This is a genomic window from Siphonobacter curvatus (genome assembly GCF_002943425.1).
Taxonomy (GTDB): domain Bacteria; phylum Bacteroidota; class Bacteroidia; order Cytophagales; family Spirosomataceae; genus Siphonobacter; species Siphonobacter curvatus.
The window spans coordinates 445272-462811 of the sequence record NZ_PTRA01000002.1 but is presented as its reverse complement, the minus strand read 5'-3'; the positions used below and the strand labels follow the sequence as shown (position 1 = coordinate 462811).

Here is a 17540-nt window from a genome sequence, read left to right as displayed (position 1 = left end):
TCTTGGGTTCAGCGTTTTTACGGATGTAGTAGGTCAACCCGTTGGGCAGTTTGCCCACTTTGGTTTGGGGGTCGAAGGGAATGGGCTGGTTGAGTTGCTGAGCTAACACATTAGCCGCCAGCAGGAGCAGTACTATAAAAAAACCTGAACGGAGTTTAGTCATGTTGTTGATAGGAATAGAATATATCGAATGCAACTAGTTGGTGAGGTAAGCGACGAGGAGTGAAATAGAGCTTTCTCAGCAAGAAAGCTCTATGCGTTTTTCCTAACCAAAACTTAAACTGTCTCTATTAATCGGCGTACGATTGGACCAAGGACTCAGACCAAACGAACAGAAACGCTTGGGGAGGCGGGCAGGGGCTAACCAAGAACTTCCTAAAGATTGATCCAAAACCCGGTTAATGAAGATAGAACTTCCTCAGCGAGAAAGCCCTATCGATCTCCTCTTAACCAAAACGTGTTCACTACTTTTTACTTAAGTTTGCTCGCTAGGCCCGTATTCAAAAAAGCGAGAAATTCATTGGTGTCATAATTGGCTCCCTGTGGCCTGACCAAAGGCCGCTCGGTGTTCGCATCCAGCAGCACGTAGTACGGCTGAGAATTGGATAAAAAGTGGCTGGCCTGCAAATTGCTCCACTTCTTGCCAATCGTGCGAATGGGCTTTCCGCTGACCACCGTTTGTTCCGCAGCCGCTAGCTCGGTTTTATCATCGACGTAGAGCTGAATCAAGACGTACTTTTCGCGAATGGTTTGTAAGACGGCGGGGTCGGGCCAGACGGTGGCCTCCATTTTTCGACAATTCACGCAGGCATGCCCCGTAAAATCAATCAAGACGGGCTTATTCACCTTTCGGGCGTAGGCCAGCCCTTGCTCGTAATCAAAAAAAGCATCCAGGCCCAGGGGGGCATGAAACAAATCGCCGTACTTACGGGTGGGGTGGCTTTCCTTCGGTGCACCCACATGCCCGGCCAGACTGGCGGAGTACAGATCAAAATCCTGGGTCTGCTGCGGGGGCAGAAAAGCCGCGATGGCTTTCAAAGGGGCTCCCCACAGGCCCGGAATCATGTAGAGCGAAAAGCTCAGGGCGAGCACCGCCAGAAAAAAGCGGGGTACCGACAAGGAAACCAGCGGCGAATCTTGCGCAAAGCGAAGCTTGCCCAGCAAATAGAAACCCAGCACGCCAAAGAGAATGATCCAGAGTACTAGAAAGACTTCGCGGTCAAACCACTGCCAGTGGTAGGCCAGATCGACGTTGGATAAAAACTTCAGGGCCAGGGCCAGCTCCAGAATTCCCAGCGTGACCTTTACGGAATTAAGCCAGCCCCCCGATTTGGGCAGGGTTTTCATCCAAGAGGGAAACAGGGAAAACAGCGTGAAGGGCAGAGCCAGGGCCAGCGCAAAGCCGAACATACCCACGGCGGGCCCCAGCAACGCTCCCATGGAAGCCGCCTGTACCAGCAGCGTACCAATGATGGGACCCGTGCAGGAGAAGCTCACCAGGGAAAGCGTCGTGGCCATAAAGAAAATGCCCAGCAGGCCACCCTGATCGGCTTTCTGATCCATCTTGTTGGCCCAGGAAGTGGGCAGCATGATCTCAAAGGCCCCCAGAAAGGACGCGGCAAAAACCACCAGCAGCAAAAAGAAAGCAAAGTTGAAGAGGCCGTTGGTGGACAGGTTATTGAGCGCATCGGCCCCAAAAAGAACGGTAATGAGCAAGCCCAGCGAAACGTAGATGACGATGATGGAAAAGCCGTAGAGGAGGGCATTGCGGACTCCCGAGGATTTGCTTTCGGCCTGCTTGGTAAAAAAGCTGACGGTCATGGGCAACAGCGGAAAAATGCAGGGCATGAAGATGGCCGCCAGGCCCCCCAGAAGTCCCGCTACAAAAGTCATCCACAAGGACTCGCTTTCGGCCGAGGGCGTAGCCGGGGTGTTGGCTACGCCGCTCAGCGACTGAGCACTAGTGTCCGCCGATACCGTTGTCTGAGTCGAGGCACCCACCGAATCGGTCGTTTCTTCGACGGGGGTGAACTCCAGATCGTTGATGGAAAGCGAGTCCTGAGCCCAGACGCCTGTCGTGCTCAGCAGACCCAGCAGCACGAGTAAGCCCATGGCCCCGATCCGAAGCCACCGCTTCAGGGGAAAGAAATGCAGTAGCATAGTGGTCACTTATTTTACGGGAACAGTAAAGCTTACTTCTTCGGGGGGCAGGCACTGCTTGTCATCGCAGACCATGTATTCCAGGGTGCCTTTAACGGTCAGGGGTGTCTTGCCGGTGAGTTTGAGCTTTTGCTGGAAAATAACCTGCTTCTCAAAATAGCTGACTTCCATACCGAATACCTTTTCCAGTTTGGTAATGGGGGTAGGTTCCTGGGTGGGTCCCAGCAGGGCATAGCTTCCGGGAGTGAATTTGAAAGAGGTAGCCACGGGGCCTCCTTCCTTGACGTGCTGGGAGTAGACGTGCCAGCCGGGATCCAGGGTGGCTTTCAAATACACGACGGCTTCGGTAGGACTGGTTTTTTTGGCGGCATAACTCCACTTGACCGGTTTTAAAATTTGAGCCTGTAGCGAGCTACCCACCAGCAAAGCGATGCTGGCTAAAAATACTTTTTTCATAAGAAGGAAAACGTAAGAATCGTGAGAACGTATACGGTGCCTGTTAACCCTTAACAAAGCAAAGGAGCCGCCAATCGGCTGATGGGTCGGTAATCCAGAAAATGAACGCTGGAAGAGAAGTACCCTGACTTGATGGGTTCTTGACGAACCAGGTCCGTACTCAGATATTTTTTATTGCTATCGCATAAAATGGTCACCACGCGGGCCTGTGGACCCATTTGATTTTGCAGTTGAATGGCTCCAATTAAATTGGCTCCCGAAGATATGCCCACGGCAAGACCCAGCTCAGTGGCTAGTTTTTGAGCCATCAGAATCGAATCCCCATCGGAAGCCTGCACGATACTATCGAGTTCACTCAGGTTCACTAATTCGGGAATGTATTCGTCAAAGAGACCCTGGATGCGATGCGTACCGGTTTTGTAACCGACCGATAAGGTAGGCGATTCAGCGGGTTCCAGCGGGTGTACCCGGATCGCGGGGTTCCGTTTTTTCAAATATCGGCCCACGCCCATGACGGTTCCACCGGTACCCACTCCCGCTACAAAAGCATCGGGCGTAATGTCGATCGCTTGCAGTTGCAGCCAAATCTCCCGGCCCGTCGTTAAGTAATTCGCTTCGGCATTGAATTGATTGGCAAACTGACGTGGCAAAAACAGGCGGGGGTCGCTAGCGGCCATTTCTTCCGAACGCTGCTGAGCCCCTCTAAACCCACCCTGTTCTTTGGTAAATACTTCAATGTCAGCCCCCAAGCTACTGATGATGTCCATGCGTTCCTGACTCATACCGGCCGGCATCAGGATGGTGACTGGATGACCCAGAGCTCTGCCCACCGCGGCAAAAGAAATGCCGGTACTTCCGCTGGTGGCTTCAATGATGCGATCGCCCGCTTGAATTTTCCCTTCCCGGTAGGATTGATGCAACACGTGAAGAGCCATGCGGTCTTTGATGCTACCAGTCAGGTTATAATGCTCGCATTTGACGTAAATCGAACGCTCCTGGCCCTGATAGGAGTAAAAGATTTCCAGCATGGGCGTGTTCCCGACCAGATGCCAGAGGTGATTGAATTTCTCCCGAATGCGGGGAGCAATTACAATCGTTTCTATCGGTAAACTCATGATCTATTGCAAGTGGATGAAGTGTAGGGGTAATGCCCGCAGTTAGGTAATCTGGGAAGAGTTTAGGCGTGGACTCTTCCCAGAATGATCCGATACGAATTAATTCAACAATTGAGCAAGCTTCTTTTCCAGGTCGGCTCCCCGCAGGTTTTTAGCGACAATCTTACCGTCTTTGTCCAGTAGGAAATTCGTCGGTACAACTTTTACCACGTATTTGGCCGCCGCCTCATTTTGCCAGCCCTTTAAATCCGATACGTGATCCCAGGTCAGTTTATCCATGTCGATCGCCTTCATCCAAGCGGCTTTTTTCGAGTCGAGGGATACGCCCAGAATGGTAAATCCTTTATCACGGTATTTGTTATACGCTGCTACCACATTCGGATTTTCCTTCCGGCAGGGGCCGCACCAGCTAGCCCAAAAATCGACCAGTACGTATTTCCCCTTCAAAGAAGACAAAGCGATGCTTTTGCCCGAAGTATCGGCCATGGAAAATTCGGGAGCCATTTTGCCTAAACCGATTTTGGCCAGCTCGGTAGTCAGCGTTTTGATTTGTTTTCCGTAGTACGAATTCTGAACGGCTGGACTCATGCCCGCGTACAAACCCGGGAGTTTCTCCGCTTCGGGTTCCATGTTGTAATAGCTAATGGCTATAAACGGGCTAATCACTGAATTGGGATGCGTCTTGATAAAAGCCTGAGACACGCTATCTGCTCGTTTGAACTGGTTCTGCACTTCCTTGGACTGAAGTTTGGCCAGACTATCAGGAAGAGCCTGTTTAGGTCCTGACCGAAAGGAAGTGTACTTCTTTTCAATGGCCTGTAACTGCGTGAAAACGACGGAATCGAGTTCGTGGCGATGCTGTTTCCATTCCCGGGTTTCTTTGGATCCCTGGATGGTGGCTTTCGGAAGGGCATCTTTAGTAGCAGTCACTGTGGTAGGCACGCCCGGCATGATGAAAAAGGAAACGAATTGCTGACGGTTGGAAGCCAGTGAAAGGGAAGCCGTTCCTTCGTGGGCCAGCGTTCCTTTGAATGAAAACTTACCGTCTTTCGTAATAACCGAATCGCGGCCGGACTCTTCACCTTTCGGGTAATTGAGGTAAATCTTTTCGTTCGTCAAACCCTTGATTTCACCCTTGATGAGGTAGGTTGAAGCGGGTGCTTTTTGAGCAAAGGCGGCGGAGATGCTTAGTAACATCAAGCCAGCCAGCGTGGTCGCTTTTTTCATACTATACATTGGTTAGTAGTTGATTAATAACCTGGGTTTTGTGTAAGTACCGGATTCGCCTCAATCTGAGTGGATGGAATGGGCATCAGTACGCCCGTGGCTTTCCAGCCGGATTTGATCGGGGCCAGTACGGCATCGGCCTGATTGGTACGTTTGAGGTCAAACCAGCGGTGACCATACTCCCCGAAAAATTCGACTTTACGTTCCTGTAAAATCGCGTTAATAAGGCTGCTTTGCGTACTGGCTGTACTATTCGCTAAACCAGCCCGCGTACGAACCACATTCAGATCCGCTACGGCTTCGGTTAGCTGATTCTGATTGGCCCGAGCTTCAGCTCGGATTAGATACAGCTCCGCCAGACGCAGGAACACGATGTATTCATTCCCAGCAGTGGCGGTCTGTAATTTGTATTTATTGATACGCTGGTAGGTCGTATTAGCAATCACTAGCGAATCAGACCAGTTGGTACGGCGTTTATCGCCGGCTTCAAACGATTGAACAAAATTCGATTTCAACACATAAACGGGTGGCGTGGTGGGGAGTGAGTTCCGGTAATTGCCGCCCAAAACCGTGAATCCCAGTAGCGTACCAACCTGAAAAATCGTTTCGTTACTGGTATTAATGAAGGTTTGGGAGGGATCTACCAATGCATACGTGCCCGAAGCAATCACTTCAGAGGCCTCGGCGGAAGCGTTCGCGTAATCTTTGGTGTACAGATACGCCCGGGCAAGTAGGGCCGAAGCGGCGTGTTTGTTCACCCGGGTACGCAGCGTACCTACATACGCTGCGGGCAGGCTGGCTTTAGCCTCTTTCAAATCGGTGACGATCTGAGCCCATACCTGAGCGGAGGGCGTACGAGTGAGAGAAGCGTTAATGAATTCGTCGGAAGAGGTCGTTAGGGGAACATCTCCGAAATAATTAACGAGTGTAAAGAACCCATACGCCCGCCAGAATTTAGCTTCACCCGTTAACTGATCCTTACTCGCCTGGGTCATGCCTTTTGAGTTGGCAATGTTTACGATGGCCTGATTAGCCTGCCGAATCAGGCTGTAGGAGTTATACCACAAACCATTGGCAACCGACGAATTCAGAGCATCTACCGTATTGGTTTCAAATTGTTCCAGAGTAGCATTTGAAGGGGTATACTCTAGTTCATCACTCAAGAGGCCCGCGTAGCCTGTCCAGTTCATGGTAATGTTATCACTAAGGGGAGAACTATTACGAACGGTGGAGTACATGTTTAAAACTACCGCTGTTGCGGAGGCATCACTGGCAAAGGCATCTTCCGTACCAATACTGGTAGCGGGGTAATCAATGGTGACAAACTTTTCGCAGGAACTAAGTCCCAATCCTGCCAGGGCGAGAATGAAGGCGATTCGATGGAGAGATTTCATAAGAGTATTCCTGCGTTAGAATGAAACATTAAGACCAGCGACGAAGGTGCGTAGTTGAGGCATGGCGATATATTGACCCGTACCTAAACCCGTACCGGTTCCACCTACGGTGCTTTCAGGATCGTAGGTGTACTTCTGCTTAGCCCAGGTGAACAGGTTTTGTCCTTGCACGTAAATCGAAACTTTTGAAAGATGCATGGGCTGAATCCAGGCGATAGGCAGGTTATAAGCGAGGCTGATCGTCTTTAGTTTCAGAAAGGAAGTATCCCCCCAGCGGGCCGTAGATGAGTTATAATAACTGATGGCACTGGTCGAAAGTGTCGTGGCTGCGGGATACGTCGCATTCGGATTACTTTCCGTCCACCGATCCAGGGCAGCGGTATTGGTATTTTGGAGCGTAGATCCGAAAGGTAAACTCAACGTGTTATTTACCATCCCCATGCGGTGGTTAAATCGCAGAAAAACGTCTAGCTGGAAATTCTTGTAAGACAGGGAGTTATTGATGCCACCAAAATAGGGTGTGCCAATGGGAGCCATCAGGCGGTCATTATTAAAATCAATAATGCCATCGCCATCAAGATCCTGAATCATAGGAGCTCCCGTAGCGTCTAAACCTGCGTATTGAAACAGACGGGTTGCATTAATGGGCTGGCCTACGGTGTAGGAGCTGGAATTAAACAGTTTGGTTGGGTCACCAATGGAAAGGAGTTTATTCCGCAGAAAGGTGAGGTTAAGGTTAGTCGACCAACGCATGGCTGCCGTTTGTACATTGATCGTGTTCAGCTCAAACTCGAAACCGTCGTTTTGAATGACTGCATCCAGGTTGCTGTAGTACGAGTTCACACCCGACTGCGTAGGCATATTCGTGCTGGCTAACTGGTCGCCGGAGCGATTGCGGAAGTAATCCGCTTTCAGCAGGATTCGATCTTTGAGAAAACCTAATTCGATCGCTGCTTCCAGTTTTTTCATGGTTTCCCAGTGCAGATTCGGATTGGCTATATTGTAGTTGACCATGGTAGCGGTACCCATATAGGTACTACCGCTTCCCGTAACGGAGAACGTGGGGAGGTACAAGTAATTCGGGATCTGGTCATTACCCGTTAAGCCATAGCTACCCCGCAGTTTCAGGAAACTTACCCAGGGTAAGGTTTTCATGAAATCTTCCGACGTAACGAGCCAGGCCGCTCCCAACGCTCCGAAATTACCAAAGCGGTTATTTGGTCCGAATCGGGAAGAACCGTCGCGGCGGAAGGTTGCGTCAAGGATATACTTGTTGTCCCAGCTGTAATTAATTCGGCCAAAAGCCGCTGTGTACTTGTAGAGCGAATAGCTAGAACTACCGGTAACGGTACCTGCTCCACCCAGCGATTTGATTAAGGCCTCATTACTGTAATTGGTACCGCTGAAGGTTTGTCCGTTCGAATTGGATTGTTGGAGGGTTCCTCCGATCAGCACATTGAAACGATTTTTACCAAAACTTTTTACGTAATCAACCTGGGGCTCAACGATATAGGTTTCGACCGAACTGTTCGCAAAGTTGGCCGTGTTCAAGGGGTTCGACGAAGGGTTTTTCGAACGGGCCGGATTGGCCTGAATCTGATTGATACCCGTGAGTGTATACCCCGTATTAACTCGTACGTCTAAACCGGGCAAGATTGAATACTTTAACGTCAGGTTTGAAATAAAGTTGGTGCTCGTATTATCAAAATCCCGCATTAATAAGGCCTCGGGATTAGTGATTCCGCCAGTCCAATTTAAACTTCCATCAGAATTATAGAGGGGAAAGTTGGGAGCAATATTATAGACAGTCGTTAAATCGGTGCCAATCAGATTGGTCTGTAGTCGTGAATAAGAGGTACTGAATTCAATTTTAAATTTTTGATTGGCTGAAGAGTGACTTCCCGCAAAACGACCTGAAACCGTGGTAGCTCCCAAATCTCCAGGAAAAACGGTTCCTTCTTTTCGGTATAATCCGCTGAAGAGGAACGAATTGAAGGCATTACCGCCGGATACGGAAGCCGAGGCATTCAGAAACTGAGCGGTCCCGCCCATATAGCGGCGTTGCCAATCAGTATTTGCATTCTGGTCCCAAACCGTTAAATCCGGAGCATTGACGGTGTTGGGAGTAACGCCCGCTTTGGCAAAGGCATCCCGACGCATGCTGAGGTACTGTTCCGTATTCAGCATGGGAATGAAATTAGGTACTTTACCCGCTCCTTTGTTGATGTTTACATTGAATTGCGTTTTTCCAGACTTCCCTTTTTTAGTCGTAATCAGGATTACCCCGTTTGATCCACGAGAGCCATAAATTGCCGTAGCATCCGCATCTTTCAAAATGTCAATGCGTTCAATATCCTCGGGAGGAATCAAACTTAAAGGACTCTGCTCGCCATTGGCTCCGGAGAAACCATTGGAGTTAAGGTTATCCGCAGCGGGTTGCGATCCATTGAAAAGGGTAAAGGGAACGCCATCCACGACGTACAAAGGAATCGTTCCGGCCCCTAAGGAACCCTGGCCGCGAATTTGAATGCGAACGGCACTACCCGGTAAACCATTGTTCTGCGTAATCTGCATCCCTGAGATGCGACCCTGCAAAGCCACCAAAGGATTCGAAACGGGCTGAACGGCAATGTCTTTCGCCGTAATCGAGCTGACGGCTCCGGTATTAAAACGTTGCGTCGTGGTTCCGTACCCAATGACGACGACATCGTTCAGGGAAGCGTCTTTCGGTTTCAGATCGACTTTCAGGTACGACTGAGTTCCCACACCCACTTCACGGGTTTCATAGCCAACATAACTGAAAATCAGCGTGATGCCCGTATCGGGAGTCGTGATGCGGAATTCGCCCCGGTCATTCGTAACGGTGCCCTGAGTAGTGCCTTTCACCCGAACACTTACGCCAATCATTGGCTGCTCGGTATCGGCACTCAGTACCTGTCCGGAAATTTGCCGTTCCACCGTTGGGGCAGTCTCTGCCACCGTACTAACCGCCGGTTTGATGATAATGAGATTGGAATTCGGCTGCGTAGTAAAACTCAAACCCAGTGGGTGGAGTACTTTCGTTAATACTTGATGTAAAGGTTCCTGTACGCTGGATAAAGTAACCTTCTGGTCGAGTTGAACCTGACTGCTACTGTAGACGAATCGAACGTTCGCCTGCGTTTGCAGTTGTTGCAGCAGTTGTTTTAACGTAAGGTTCTGAGCCGAAATCGTTACCGATCGCTTCAAAACCCCCTGAGCGTAGTTATCATGAGCGAAAGCCATACTGGCCAGCAAGAGTACGAAGACGCACTGATAGACCGTAAACCGCATAATTTGATAGATAAAGACTTGGGGAGTAGACTTTTTTAGCATTAATTTGGTCAGGTTTTATTGTTCGAATAAGACAAAGGGGACCCTGATCCGCTCAAAAAGCGGAAGCTTGACAAGTGCCGGGGCCCTACCGGGTCAAGGGTGGTGGTGCACTCTTGACCCTTTTTTAATGAAAAAGTGGGGAGAAGATTAGTTCATGCAGTAGTTAGCTAAGGTATTGAAAGTGAAAACAAAGGGGTGTTAGTTACAGGATAAGCCCTTGAGCTCTACCTTCGAATCGGTAATCGCGTAGGTACCCCCAAACGTCTGGGTTAACACACCTAACGTATTCTCCAGGGATTGATCCGTCAGTTCAGCTGTGAACAGGCAGTTTTTCAAACGGGCCACATCATAGCTGATCTGTACATCAAACTTCTTTTCTATGCGAGCCAGCACTTCGGCCAGCGAGCTGTCATTAAAATCCATATTGTACTCGGTTCCCTGGCTATATTCCTGTTTTACGGGAGCGAATGCTGCAATATGCGTCGATTCAATTTTCTGCGTTTGCGGAGCGTAAATGGCCTTTTGACTAGGTGCCAGTGTAACCGTCTGGGCCGCTGTACTGACGGTTACTTTTCCCGTAAAGACAACGACTTCGGCCTGCTTATTCCGGCTTTTAATATTGAAACTGGTACCTAAGACTTTTGTGGTCATTTGGCCCGCATGAATAATAAAGGGGAATTCCGGGTTTTTAGCTACTTCAAATAAAGCCTCTCCGTGCAATCGAACTTCTCGAACGGCTCCATTAAACCGGGAAGGGTATTCGAGGCGACTGGAATCTTTCAACCAAACCAGACTTCCGTCGGGCAGAATGACCTTTTTGATCTGATGCAGGTCCGCATACGCGATTTGTGGGACAACCCGAGACCGATTCCATTGCCAGAACCCAAGACCCACGGCCAGCAGGAGTACAATCGAGGCGGCAATCTGAAACCGGGATCGCAATAGCCGTCGAACGGGTTTTTGCGGTTGAATTCGGTTAGTCAGGGAACGCCGCATCCGGTTTTTAATCACCTCCTGTTGAGCGGGCGGAATCTGATCAAACGAATGATCCGACAACGATTCTAACCATCGTTCGACAAGGGCGTATTCTTCCGGATTACATTTTCCGAGCTGATACTTGGTTAACAATTCATCAAATCTGGACTCGTTCATAAAAGTCAAAGGTTGGATACAATAGATTCTATGGTTTTGTGAGGTATTGTCGAAAGCATATTTTACAATGCCTGTTTACTGTAATATCGCTTGGGGGAGCTTTTACGCACAGTCCAAATGAAATTTTTTTGAAAAAAATTAGCAAGGGGGAAATTCAGGCCCTGAAGAAGAGAGAAAAAACCTTACAGAACCGCTGAAAAAAGGTAAGTGAAAGCCCAGAAAACCAGTACATCGCCCAATTGAAGCTTCAGGTGAGCGACCGCTCGGGAAAGGTAGTTTTCTACCGTTCGTTGGGAAATTTGGAGCTGGCTGGCAATTTCCAGGCTGCTGAGTTGCTGCTTACGGCTCAGCCAGAATACTTCCTGGCATTTGTTGGGAAGCTCCGCGATAGCGGCTTCAATGCGTTGTTGCAAATCATCAACGGCCCAGCGTTCGTCCGTGGAATTGTCCATTTGCCCTCGGATGAAGTGAGCAAAATGCTCGGCAAAGACCGATTTGACTTTCTCGGAACGAAAATAAGAAACGAGCTGTCGCTTGAGAATACTAAACAGATACAGCGATAGCGAATCAGTAATGACAATGGATTGCCGGTTTTCCCACAAAACAATAAAGACTTCCTGTACTAACTCTTCCGTATCCTCCTGCGAGCGGATGCGGTTGTATACGTAGGCGTACAGTTTACTCCAGTACCGATCATACAGGGATGCAAACGCACTTTCATCTCCGTTTTGAAGACGTATAAGTAGTTCATGATCAGTATGGCTTCGCTCGTTGTATATGGTGTTGCGGCGTTTTTAATCTATAAATATAGGCTGACACCGCTAATTTCTGCAAATTCTTTGGAGGAATGCTGATTGTTCCATAGGTTCTGTGGAAGCTTCAGCCGTAACGTATAATTCCTTTTGATGATTAGTCGGAACGCTTTCGACGACCAGGGAAAGGCACTTGGACGGGAAAGGCTGTGAGGACAACAACCCAGAAAAGCTATTGATTGGAAATAACTTTTCTGGGTTGCTAACTACATGATTAACTGTTGATTGGATACGTATTGATTACTGAAGGGTCCGCAGGCGGGCAATGTCTTCATCAGTTCGGTTGCCGTGAATTTCAATCTGAGCCAAAGCCCTTTCGATGTCCGCGTATTCGGCATCCGTCAAGACGACTGCGGCAGCTCCGAAATTTTCTTCCATCCGATGCATCTTTCGCGAGCCCGGAATGGGGACAATAAAGGGCTTTTTATGGAGCATCCAGGCCAGGGAAATCTGGGCGGGCGTGGCCTGTTTATCCGCCGCCACCTGATGTAGCAGATCCAGCAATGGTTGATTCGCCACGATATTATCCTTGTCGAAACGCGTAATGACCCGACGGGCATCCATGCCGGTATATTCGGCTTCGGGTTTGACTTGGCCGGACAAAAATCCGTTGGCCAGGGGGGAGAAGGGGACGAAACCAATGCCCAATGCTTCGCAGACGGGAATAACATCCGGTTCAAACTTCCGCTCCATCATCGAGTACTCACTCTGAATAGCGGTTAGTGGCGTGATAGCGTGGGCCCGCCGGATTTCTTCGACTGTAGCCTGCGACTGACCCCAACCCAGTATTTTTCCTTCCTGGATGAATTCGCCCATACAGTACGCAATGTCTTCCACCGGAATATCTTTATTGACGCGGTGCTGGTAGTACAATTCGACGTGATCCGTACCCAATCGCTTGAGGGAAGCTTCCAGACGGTTGCGTAACGCCTGCATCAAACGTTCCCGGGAATGGCCTTCCCAGTCTTTCTGCAGTAAAAACTTGGTTGCGATTGCCACCTGATTACGCAGGGGTTGCAAGGCTTCACCAACCAGTCGCTCATTGGCTCCCATGGCGTAAATTTCAGCGGTATCGAAGAACGTACAGCCCAGTTCAAAGGCCCGGCGAATCAGCTGGATCGCTTCTTGCGGGGCCGGGGCTGAACCATAGCCCATGCTCAAGCCCATACAGCCATAGCCAATGGCGGATACTTCCAATCGGTTTAGTGTTCTCTTTTTCATGGTTTTCGTTGACTTATCGTTCAATAGCAAGGGCTCGTAGGTAGGCTTCCCTGCTACTAGTTTGATAAGACAAAGTTCCGGTTCTTACGGACACAAAGAATAAAGAGAATCAAACCGAAAGGTATGATTTTCAAACTTTACGCGTCCGAAGGAGATTAGGCGTAAAACCTGTGATTCGTTTAAAGTAATTATGGAAATACGTAGGGTACTCAAACCCGAGGCTGTACGCAATGTCCGCGACACTCCAGTCCGTATGTTGTAAAAGGGCTTTAGCTTCCGCCGTGATCCGGTCCGCCAAGTGTACGGAAGTAGGCTTTCCGGTGCTTTCCTTAACGGAGCGATTGAGGTAGTTGACGTGTACCGAGAGGGCCTCGGCAAAATCCTGAGGCGTTCGGAAACGAAGCGGACTAACGGGACTTTCAATGGGGAACTGCCTTTCCAGCAGATCCAGAAAAAGCTGGGTCAGCCGCGTAGCTCCGTTCTTAGATGTAAGCGTGGGCAGGGGCGGCTGAATACGCAAAGCTTCCCGTAAAATCAGCTCCAAACAGGTTTTCAACAAGTCTTCCTTGTAGTCGTAATCGCTGGTATAAACGGATCGCATTTTTTGAAATAGACCGCTCATGAATTCCGTCTGCTCAGGACTAAGCGAAAGAACGGGCGAACCATCGAACCGAAACAAGGGTGAGTGCTGGAGCAATTCCGTACGTTCCCGACCCGCCAGAAAAGTTTCCGTAAAGACGCAGGCGAATCCCTTTCGTTCCGTGCGGTGTTCTACCGCATGAGGCACCCGGGGGTTGAGCAGAATGAGGTTACTGCCGCTCAGATCGATCTTTTGTCCGCCGTAATTCAGCGTCATTTCCCCGCTGATTAAAACGATTTTATAAAAATCCCGCCGACCATGGGGTTGGGCAGGGTTGGCCACTCCGGCTATTGGGTAGACTTTAAAACCTTTGAAGTCTGTCGTAGTCGGGGTGGGTGAGGTCGAGGAAATGTTCATCCGGCAAAGGTAATAAAATCAAACCTTACTGTTCGCTTCGCTGTGAATCAATAGAGTGCGGTTTGAATCTTCTATTACAGCTTTTGTGTACCTGTTCTCCTCACAAAAGCTGTATCAAACACCGGCAGGTAGAGAGAGCGAGTAATGCCCCTACTGAAAAAGGGCACTCCCTATCGTACGCATTTCATAATCCTGAAAAGCAGGAGCGATGGTGTTACCATCCGTGGGTGCGGTTGCGACTAAGAGTTTGATTTTGCCAGCAAGTGTTTACAAGTCTGATACTATTCTTCAACCTTTTAACCTGTTTAACTGATGGCTAAAACAACCAAGCCTTTCCCGGGCGAACCGCCGACTGCCGGCGGCCCGGAAGGTCCGCAACGGACGCAGGTAGTCGTGATTGTCCGGCCCGGTTTCTCGCCGGAGCAGGGAGCCACCCTATTGGCGAATGCCCCGGCAGCAGAATCCGTATCGTTCCGGCCTTTGTTCAATGATACCCCCGCAAGGCTATCCACCTTGGAAACCTCCGCGGAACCCGCTCCTGATTTAAGCGTATACTACGTTACGGAAGTGCCCGCTGAGCAGGCAGACCCTCTGATTCAGTCCTTATTGCAACGGGAAGAAGTTGAGGGAGCTTACGTACAGCCGCAGGCTACGTTGCCCTTCATTGAAACGGCGGTACGGTCCGCCGCTCCGGATCCTTCCGTACCGGTTACCCCTAGTTTTGTCGATCGACAGGGCTATTTGGAGGCATCGCCCCAGGGCGTTGATGCAGTGTTTGCCTGGACGTATCCGGGTGGACGGGGAGCGAATGTGCAGGTGATCGACATTGAAGGGGGCTGGAATTTTACGCACGAAGATCTGGCTCAGAACTCGGGCGGATTACTCAGCGGCGTACAGCGAGCCGATTGGCAAAACCACGGAACAGCCGTACTGGGTGTAATCGGTGGAGATACCAATACGATTGGGGTAACGGGCATTAGCCCGGATGCTAACCTGCGGGCTATTTCGGTGTACCGGGATGCGGCCATGACCTATAACCTACCCCAGGTGATCCAGCTGGCAGCCGATAGCCTCCGGCCGGGAGACATCATCCTGATTGAACAGCAGTATTCGCACCCAACCCTGGGCCTTACGACCGTGGAATGGTGGCCTGCCGATTTTGACGCCATTCGCTATGCCGTCAGTCGGGGTGTCATTGTGGTCGAAGCTGCCGGCAATGGCAACAACAACCTCGATGCGGCGGGCTACAATACGGCTTTGACGGGTTTTCCGGCGACCTGGCGGAATCCGTTTAACCGGGCCAACCGGGACTCAGGGGCCGTGGTAGTAGGAGCAGGAAATCCGCCCCCCGGTACGCACGGACGTAACGCCGAGACAGGTAGTGGAGAAGTATACACCGACCGGGCTCGCTGCAATTTTTCCAACTTTGGTTCCATGATCGACGTGCAGGGCTGGGGTTGGGAAGTGACGACCACGGGTTACGGCGATTTACAGGGTGGACCTGAAAACGAGCATTATACGGATACGTTCAACGGGACGTCGAGTGCTTCACCGATTGTCGTCGGAACGCTGGCCTGTTTGCAGGGCATTCTTCGGGCCTACGGACGCATTCCGCTGACGCCCGCCCGGGCCCGGGAAGTACTCCGCACGACGGGTTCGGCCCAGCAGGCCGCAACCGGACGTCCCCTGACGCAGCGAATCGGCAATCGTCCCAACTTACGCCAGTTGATTCCGCTCGTCTTACAAACCAATACCTGGTCGGGCGTGCAGTTTACGGGCAGTTTGGGGGCCAATGCTACAGGCCGCTGGTATACGTTCAATTGGCCCGCTCACTGGCACGTCGTATGGACGGCCGTTCCCACGACGCCAGTACCCGGTGCTCCGCAGCTTAAAATCAAAACACAGGTAGAGCGGGCTTCGGATGGCTTCATTACCTATTGGCTCAATGTAACCAATCTCAGTAACCGGCCCCTGAATTTCGAAGGAAGGTTTACGGTACTGGGCTGGTAGTATCAACCTGCGGAAACCAATCGTACCGGAGAGCCCGGATACTTACTTTTCTTAACCTTTTTTCAAACCTTCACGATCATGAGAGTTGGTGTTCAATTTACGGGTACGGTAGCGGCCAATGCCTCCGCCCAGTGGTATACGTTTAACTGGCCGGCTAGCTGGCACGTCATCTGGCATGTGGTACCCACGTCACCACGGACCGGAGCTCCCCAGGTGGAATGGGAAACTCGCGTAGAACGGGCTAACGCCACGTACGTAACCTATTGGGTATTAATTAAAAATCTGACCAACGTACCCGTCAATATCGAGGCCCGGTACGCGGTTTTGAACTAGCATCGCCATGAAAATAACCATTGAAGTAGATCACAAAACCGATGCCACCCCAGCCTTCGTAACGTCGGATTCAATTCCCGGTTACGCCGGCGGAGAGCCCCAGGGAACAGATCCCGCGAGTAGTAATACCGGTACGACTATGGGAACGGCCTCGGGCGACCAGCCGGCCGGGGAACCTCCCGTGTGGCTATTGGAGGCCATTGAAAACGCTCCCAGCCCGTCAACTACGGTGGCGCCGATGGGGACCTCTGGCGGTACGGCCCGACTCGAGTAGCTCAGCATTTTTACGGTTCGTAAAATTTCGTCTAGAACCGTAGATTTGATCTATTGGGCAGGAATGGATTTCATCCGTTCCTGCCTTTGTCGTTTAATAAAACATATCCTGAGACTTGGCCTCTGGAAAGTTTTCCGGAGTAATTGGTTCTTGTATATTCCATTCGATTCCTCAGGAAATGTTATATAACTGATGAAAACTTACCATCCAGTTATGAACGAATCCTTAGCCGTTACTTCCCCAATACCAGCTCTAGTTTTTTTACCAGATTTTCGGGTTGTTCCCGCATGGAGTAATGACCGCCTTCGAAGGGGTAAATCTTCCAGTTTCTGGCCCTGGCCCGGCTTAGTCCCATGGCGTCCGTATGGCTATCACTTTTACCATTTTTCGTCATGACAATAAAAGCAGTTGGAATGTTTCCAACCCGTGGATTGCTAATTCTTAGCGGCTCCGTATAGGTTTTGATGGGCTGCGGTACGTCCATGGGCGGCGTGGGTTTGGTAGGACCGAACGGATAGGTCATCACGCTGTCTTTAATGTGCGGTACCATCAGGGCGTCCCAGATCGGACCACACACATCCTTGGCACTTTCCCCATCATTGGGTACCATTGCGTCCAGGTATACGAGTTGACGGATGCGGTCGGGTACCTGCTCCGCCACGCCCGCTATGACCATACCGCCGTAACTATGTCCGACGAGAATTACGTTGTGCAGGTCTTCAAACCGGATCACATTGACAATATCCGAGATGTACGTACTGAGGTTGACGTTGGCATTGGACAAATGCACGCGTTCACCCAAACCCGTAAGCGTTGGTCGGTAAACTTTATCCCCTTTGGCTGCTAGTAAGGCATCCACTTGGGCGTAATCCCATCCACCCGACCAGGCCCCGTGCACGAGCAGAAAGGTTCGTGGCGTACGCGATTGGGCCAGACTGACGGTGGATATTAGAAACGCGAGTAGGAAAAACAGATTTTTCATGAATGAGCTTGTTCGTTAGTATGAATGCGACAAAACTAGCTATATTCACTTTC

At 50.4% G+C, this 17540-nt stretch carries 14 protein-coding genes; 3 read left to right on the top strand and 11 right to left on the bottom strand.

Going from position 1 to position 17540, the window contains the following annotated elements:
- Window positions 1-471: 471 nt before the first annotated feature.
- From C5O19_RS17030 to C5O19_RS16985, 10 genes are all read right to left on the bottom strand, one after another.
- A complete protein-coding gene (locus tag C5O19_RS17030; RefSeq protein WP_104714597.1) occupies window positions 472-2160 on the bottom strand; it encodes a protein-disulfide reductase DsbD family protein in 1689 nt (562 codons plus the stop codon).
- Between the two features lie 9 nt (window positions 2161-2169).
- On the bottom strand, window positions 2170-2616 hold the full coding sequence (locus tag C5O19_RS17025; RefSeq protein ID WP_104714596.1) for a protein-disulfide reductase DsbD N-terminal domain-containing protein: 447 nt from the start codon (window positions 2614-2616) through the stop codon (window positions 2170-2172).
- 50 nt (window positions 2617-2666) lie between these two features.
- Window positions 2667-3731 carry a PLP-dependent cysteine synthase family protein gene (locus C5O19_RS17020; protein WP_104714595.1) on the bottom strand — a complete coding sequence of 355 codons (1065 nt, stop codon included), beginning with the start codon at window positions 3729-3731 and terminating at the stop codon, window positions 2667-2669.
- A 99-nt stretch (window positions 3732-3830) separates the two neighbouring features.
- Entirely contained in the window at window positions 3831-4958 is a 1128-nt protein-coding gene (locus C5O19_RS17015) for a TlpA disulfide reductase family protein (RefSeq protein WP_165796049.1), read from the bottom strand.
- A 23-nt stretch (window positions 4959-4981) separates the two neighbouring features.
- Window positions 4982-6352: a RagB/SusD family nutrient uptake outer membrane protein gene (locus tag C5O19_RS17010; protein ID WP_104714593.1), complete on the bottom strand. Its 1371-nt coding sequence runs from the start codon at window positions 6350-6352 to the stop codon at window positions 4982-4984.
- A 15-nt stretch (window positions 6353-6367) separates the two neighbouring features.
- Window positions 6368-9706, bottom strand: coding sequence for a TonB-dependent receptor (locus tag C5O19_RS17005; RefSeq protein WP_104714592.1), 3339 nt, complete (start codon window positions 9704-9706; stop codon window positions 6368-6370).
- 198 nt (window positions 9707-9904) lie between these two features.
- Window positions 9905-10858 carry a FecR family protein gene (locus C5O19_RS17000; RefSeq protein ID WP_104714591.1) on the bottom strand — a complete coding sequence of 318 codons (954 nt, stop codon included), beginning with the start codon at window positions 10856-10858 and terminating at the stop codon, window positions 9905-9907.
- Window positions 10859-11040: 182 nt separating this feature from the next.
- A complete protein-coding gene (locus C5O19_RS16995; protein ID WP_262509732.1) occupies window positions 11041-11598 on the bottom strand; it encodes an RNA polymerase sigma-70 factor in 558 nt (185 codons plus the stop codon).
- Window positions 11599-11910: 312 nt separating this feature from the next.
- Window positions 11911-12891: an aldo/keto reductase gene (locus tag C5O19_RS16990; RefSeq protein WP_104714589.1), complete on the bottom strand. Its 981-nt coding sequence runs from the start codon at window positions 12889-12891 to the stop codon at window positions 11911-11913.
- A 130-nt stretch (window positions 12892-13021) separates the two neighbouring features.
- Window positions 13022-13888 carry a helix-turn-helix domain-containing protein gene (locus tag C5O19_RS16985; protein WP_104714588.1) on the bottom strand — a complete coding sequence of 289 codons (867 nt, stop codon included), beginning with the start codon at window positions 13886-13888 and terminating at the stop codon, window positions 13022-13024.
- 312 nt (window positions 13889-14200) lie between these two features.
- Between C5O19_RS16985 and C5O19_RS16980 the strand changes: the two genes are divergently transcribed.
- The 3 genes from C5O19_RS16980 (at window position 14201) to C5O19_RS16970 (ending at window position 16505) form a co-directional block, all read left to right on the top strand.
- The gene (locus C5O19_RS16980) at window positions 14201-15898 is read left to right on the top strand and encodes a S8 family peptidase (RefSeq protein ID WP_104714587.1); all 1698 of its coding nucleotides are present in this window, start codon (window positions 14201-14203) and stop codon (window positions 15896-15898) included.
- 78 nt (window positions 15899-15976) lie between these two features.
- Entirely contained in the window at window positions 15977-16231 is a 255-nt protein-coding gene (locus C5O19_RS16975) for a hypothetical protein (protein WP_094808618.1), read from the top strand.
- A 7-nt stretch (window positions 16232-16238) separates the two neighbouring features.
- Window positions 16239-16505, top strand: coding sequence for a hypothetical protein (locus tag C5O19_RS16970; RefSeq protein ID WP_104714586.1), 267 nt, complete (start codon window positions 16239-16241; stop codon window positions 16503-16505).
- A gap of 232 nt (window positions 16506-16737) precedes the next feature.
- On the opposite strand, the gene C5O19_RS16965 is transcribed toward C5O19_RS16970, so the two are convergent.
- Window positions 16738-17487: an alpha/beta fold hydrolase gene (locus tag C5O19_RS16965; protein ID WP_104714585.1), complete on the bottom strand. Its 750-nt coding sequence runs from the start codon at window positions 17485-17487 to the stop codon at window positions 16738-16740.
- Window positions 17488-17540 lie beyond the last annotated feature (53 nt).

Bases quoted from the DNA above. Each gene is read 5' to 3' on its own strand.
- C5O19_RS17030 (WP_104714597.1), bottom strand. From the start codon at position 2,160: ATGCTACTGCATTTCTTTCCCCTGAAGCGGTGGCTTCGGATCGGGGCC.
- C5O19_RS17025 (WP_104714596.1), bottom strand. From the start codon at position 2,616: ATGAAAAAAGTATTTTTAGCCAGCATCGCTTTGCTGGTGGGTAGCTCG.
- C5O19_RS17020 (WP_104714595.1), bottom strand. From the start codon at position 3,731: ATGAGTTTACCGATAGAAACGATTGTAATTGCTCCCCGCATTCGGGAG.
- C5O19_RS17015 (WP_165796049.1), bottom strand. From the start codon at position 4,958: ATGAAAAAAGCGACCACGCTGGCTGGCTTGATGTTACTAAGCATCTCC.
- C5O19_RS17010 (WP_104714593.1), bottom strand. From the start codon at position 6,352: ATGAAATCTCTCCATCGAATCGCCTTCATTCTCGCCCTGGCAGGATTG.
- C5O19_RS17005 (WP_104714592.1), bottom strand. From the start codon at position 9,706: ATGCTAAAAAAGTCTACTCCCCAAGTCTTTATCTATCAAATTATGCGG.
- C5O19_RS17000 (WP_104714591.1), bottom strand. From the start codon at position 10,858: ATGAACGAGTCCAGATTTGATGAATTGTTAACCAAGTATCAGCTCGGA.
- C5O19_RS16990 (WP_104714589.1), bottom strand. From the start codon at position 12,891: ATGAAAAAGAGAACACTAAACCGATTGGAAGTATCCGCCATTGGCTAT.
- C5O19_RS16985 (WP_104714588.1), bottom strand. From the start codon at position 13,888: ATGAACATTTCCTCGACCTCACCCACCCCGACTACGACAGACTTCAAA.
- C5O19_RS16980 (WP_104714587.1), top strand. From the start codon at position 14,201: ATGGCTAAAACAACCAAGCCTTTCCCGGGCGAACCGCCGACTGCCGGC.
- C5O19_RS16975 (WP_094808618.1), top strand. From the start codon at position 15,977: ATGAGAGTTGGTGTTCAATTTACGGGTACGGTAGCGGCCAATGCCTCC.
- C5O19_RS16970 (WP_104714586.1), top strand. From the start codon at position 16,239: ATGAAAATAACCATTGAAGTAGATCACAAAACCGATGCCACCCCAGCC.
- C5O19_RS16965 (WP_104714585.1), bottom strand. From the start codon at position 17,487: ATGAAAAATCTGTTTTTCCTACTCGCGTTTCTAATATCCACCGTCAGT.